Below are 3589 nucleotides of genomic sequence, written 5' to 3'. Positions count from 1 at the left end.
CAATCTCGTCGATCAGACCCGGGGGGATGCCGAAACCCTGCACGCGCTCGGCATGCGCGAGCGGATGGTCCGGCGATGGCGCGAGATGCATGATGCGGCGCTGGCCACGGGGCAGGTGGGCAGCGACCGTTCCGAAGGGTTCGCCTCCTTCTCGAAATCCTTTCGGCTGCTCCTGCAATCGGCAATCCTGACCCTGGGGGCTTATCTCGCCCTGCGCCAGGAGATCACCCCCGGCATGATCATCGCCACCTCGATCATCGCCGGCCGGGCGCTCGCCCCGGTCGATCAGGTGATCGGCCAGTGGCGGGCCATCGGACGCGCGCGCGAATCGCATCAGCGTCTGCGCGAGATCTTTGGCCAGATGCCGCCTGAGAAACCGCGCGTCGATTTGCCTGCGCCTTCCGGTGATCTAAGAGTGACGGGGCTGACCAAACTGGCCCCGGCCGGGCCGGATGCGCAAGTCGATCGCCCGCGCATTCTGGACCGGGTCAGCTTCGCCTTGTCGGCCGGTGACGGTCTGGGCGTGGTGGGCAACAGCGCGGCGGGCAAATCGACGCTGGCGCGGCTTCTGGTCGGGGCCTGGGTGGCGGATGCCGGCGAGGTGCGGCTTGACGGGGCGACGCTTGATCAATGGACGCCCGAGGCCCTGGGCCGTCACATCGGTTACCTGCCGCAATCGCTGCAGATCCTGTCGGGCAGCGTCGGCGAAAATATCGCGCGCTTTGACCCCGAGGCGAAGGATACCGATATCATTGAGGCCGCACGCATCGCCGGAGTGCATGAGATGATCCTCGGCCTGCCGGACGGCTATGCCACCCATATGGACCGGATGACGCGCCCGCTCTCGGGCGGGCAGATCCAGCGCCTGGGGCTGGCGCGCGCAATCTATGGCGCACCGCGTCTCATCGTGCTGGACGAGCCCAATTCCAATCTCGATGCCGATGGCGACGATGCCCTTGCATACGCGATCAGCACCATGCGCACCAAGGGCTGCGTGGTGGTGGTGATGGCACACCGGCCGAGCGCGCTTGCCTCGGTCAACAAGATCATGCTGCTGCATCACGGGCGGATGGCGAAATTCGGCGACAAGGACGAGGTGCTGCATGGCAAGCCCCGCCCGGTCCCCGTTGCGGCACAGTGAGGGAATGGTGATGTCTGCAGACGCGTTTTCCGCCCCGATGCTCAGGACCGACCTTACACGCGCCAGCCGTTTCGGTATTCTCGCCGGGCTAATCCTGCTGACATTGGTCTTCGGCTGGGCCTATTTCACACCGATCAGTGGCGCGGTGATCGCCTCAGGTTCGGCGGAGGTGCGCGGCAACCCCAAGGTAGTACAGAGCCTCGATGGCGGAATCGTCGAGGAACTCCACGTCTCGGACGGGGATCTGGTGCGCGCGGGCGATGTGCTCTTGCGGCTCGACCCGACGCTCTTACGCATCAATTTGGAAATGTATCGCAACCGCCTCGCGGAAACCCGCGCCGAGATAAGCCGTTTGAGCGCCGAGCAGGCAAATGCTGAGAACCTGATTTTCGATTATGATACAACCTACCTTGAGGGATTGCCGCTTGAACAGATCAATGCCGGTCAAATGGAGATTTTCCAGGCACGCCGTGAGGTCATGCGGGGTCGGAAGGAACAACTGAGCGAGAAGGTCGAACAGTTCCTCAATCAGATTTCTGGAGTGGATGGGCTTATCAAGGCCAAAAGGGATCAACTCGGCTTTATCGAGAAGGAACTGTCTGACGTCAGTTCCTTGCACGCAGACGGGCTGGCGCGTGAGGGCCAGGTACTGGAATTAGAGCGATCGCGTTCGCAGCTACTCGGCGAACTCGCCGAACATCAGTCTACTATGGCCCGCATCCGAAATTCGATCCGCGACACACAGCTTGAGATACTCCAGTCCGACCGGCAGTTCAAAGAACAGGTGGTAACCGACCTGCGAGAGGCAGTCATGGAAGCCGAGGAACTCGTGCTCCAGATCGTCACAGCCCAGAAGCAGCTTGACCGGATCGAAATCCTGTCGCCGGTGGACGGAATCGTGCACGAGATGCAGATATTCAACGCCGGCGGCGTGGTACCCCCGGGTGATACCATCCTGCAGGTGATCCCAGTCTCCAACGGGGTGGATTTCGAGGTCCGGGTCGCTCTCGACGCGATCGATCAGGTCGCGCTTGGACAGCGCGCCAAGGTGGTGTTCTCTGCCTTCAGCAGCCGCACCGCGCCCGAGATATTCGGCACCGTCACTGGGATCTCGCCCAGCAGTGTCACTGATCCGGAAACGGGGCAAAGCTTTTACCGGGTCTCGCTGACCATCCCGCCCGAAGAGCTGTCGCGTCTCGAGAGCCATGAGATCCTGCCTGGCATGCCGATCGAAGCCTTCCTGCAAACCGGCGAGCGCACTGTGCTGAGCTATCTGATACGCCCGCTGAGCGACCAACTGCGCCGTGCCTTCCGCGACGACTGAGTGGAGGCAGGGGTGATACGCCGAAGGCACATCCAGCCATTATCGTATGTGAATGCTTGTTTTTACTCGGCTTTCGGGCCATGCTTCAAACTGAGCAGAAACATGTGACTAACCGGTGCTGAAAACCGGGCGCATGGATAAAGAGGCAGGATATTTCACATGGCGGGCAGGGGCTGGCGCAGGGCGTCACGCGCATTTTCCGTTCTGACAGGGCTGTCGCTTTTGGCAGGCTGTTCGGATGAGCCTTACAAGGCCCCCGTCTTCTCGTTTCTCTCCTCCTACAAGGCCGCACGGGACAGTACCCCGGTGCTGCTCAGCAATGCCGATTGGTGGAAGAACTTTAACGACCCCACCCTCAATGCCCTGATCGATGTGGCGCTTGAGGGCAATCTCAATCTCGACATTGCCCGCGAGCGCGTGACTGAGGCGGAGGCTATCCAGCGCACCGTGCCGCAATCGACCTTTTTCTCCCCGCGCGCGGGGGTGCAGCGGGAAGGCGACAGCAACGGTTCAAACCAGACCCGGGCTGAAGCCTCGCTTGGTTTCGAATGGATCCTCGATATTTATGGCGGACGGCGGGCCCAAATCGATGCGGCCGGCGCGCGCATTGAGGTGGCCGATGCCGAGGTGGATGCTGCACAGCTTCTTCTTCTTCTCAATCTCTCCAATGCCTATGTCGATCTTCGCTATCAGCAGACCAGTCTTGCCCTGCGCCGCTCGGAACTCGCCTCGCGTCGCCAGACGCTGGAGTTGATCGAGCGGCTGCAACAGGGTAATGCCGCCACCCAGATCGACGTGGTCAAGGCGCGCGCGCTCGTGTCGGAGACAAAGGCGGAAATTCCCGAGATCCGCGCCGCCATCGATGCCGCCAAGAACGAGATCGCTGTGCTTGTCGGCAGAATCCCCGGCACGCTCGAGACTGATCTCGACGGGTCGGCGCGCCAGCCGCGCGTGTCATTGTCGCCCGAGGTGGGCATCCCGGCGGATCTCCTGCGCAATCGGCCCGATATCCGCGTGGCCGAGCGCAGCTATTACGCCGCGTTTCGCGATGTGGCCGCGGCGCGCGCAGATCTCTATCCACGACTGTCGCTGACCGGAACGATAACGCGTAGCTCGCTCTCGGG

Annotated in this window: 3 protein-coding genes; all 3 read left to right on the top strand. The window is 62.2% G+C overall.

Translation table 11 applies throughout. From position 1 onward, the window contains the following. Positions 1 to 1141 (top strand): type I secretion system permease/ATPase (locus tag ACESL9_RS17515; RefSeq protein ID WP_372675363.1); only part of this gene is annotated, 1141 nt, incomplete at its 5' end. Continuing rightward, on the top strand, positions 1104 to 2465 hold the full coding sequence (locus ACESL9_RS17510; RefSeq protein WP_372675362.1) for an HlyD family type I secretion periplasmic adaptor subunit: 1362 nt from the start codon (positions 1104 to 1106) through the stop codon (positions 2463 to 2465). The genes ACESL9_RS17515 and ACESL9_RS17510, both read left to right, overlap by 38 nt. Positions 2466 to 2624: 159 nt before the next feature. After that, positions 2625 to 3589, top strand: a 965-nt coding sequence (locus ACESL9_RS17505; protein ID WP_372675361.1) for a TolC family protein, incomplete at its 3' end; no start/stop codon positions are given.

Source organism: Aquicoccus sp., from assembly GCF_041686535.1.
In the GTDB taxonomy this organism is placed as follows: domain Bacteria; phylum Pseudomonadota; class Alphaproteobacteria; order Rhodobacterales; family Rhodobacteraceae; genus Aquicoccus.
Note: the sequence above shows the minus strand (reverse complement) of the source record. Positions and strands in the feature narration are given on the sequence as shown.